The organism is Nonomuraea sp. NPDC048916, from assembly GCF_040649575.1.
GTDB lineage: Bacteria > Actinomycetota > Actinomycetes > Streptosporangiales > Streptosporangiaceae > Nonomuraea.
Genome location: NZ_JBEZFS010000248.1, coordinates 1 through 425 on the forward strand (window position 1 = coordinate 1; position 425 = coordinate 425).

Annotated in this window: 1 pseudogene; it reads left to right on the plus strand. The window is 77.4% G+C overall.

Annotated elements, in window-relative coordinates:
• Nucleotides 1–115: 115 nt before the first annotated feature.
• A pseudogene (locus tag AB0C16_RS40700) lies at nt 116–425 on the plus strand (hypothetical protein); the annotation flags it as partial.

A 425-nucleotide genomic window follows, 5' to 3' on the forward strand; every position in this document is an offset into this window, starting at 1 on the left:
GCCGTCCGCCCCGTCGGGCTCCACGTCCCCCTCGACGCTTCCTTCCGCCCTGCCCCTGCCGTCCGGCGTTCCGGTCCCCGGAGTATCGGGGACCGGCCCGGTCCCGCCCTCCCCGGTGGCGACCGGGCACGACGCGCAGGCCCCCGCCGGGCCCGGAGCCGACCCTCCGGAACCCTCCTCCTCCGCTTCCGCTTCTCCCGACGTCTCCGGCTCGACCGCCCCGCTGGCCGGGCGCGAGGCCGGGGCCGGGAAGGAGCGACCCGGGCGTTCGCTGTCGCCGTTGGAGCAGGCGCGGGCCGAGGATCCCGAGGATCCCGTCGAGCAGCCTGAGCCCGAGGAGGCCGAGGAGCCGGTCGTGGACGCCGTCGACCTGCCCGTTTCCCCTCCGCCGTCCGATGCCTTCACCGATCCGGGGCAGCGGTCCG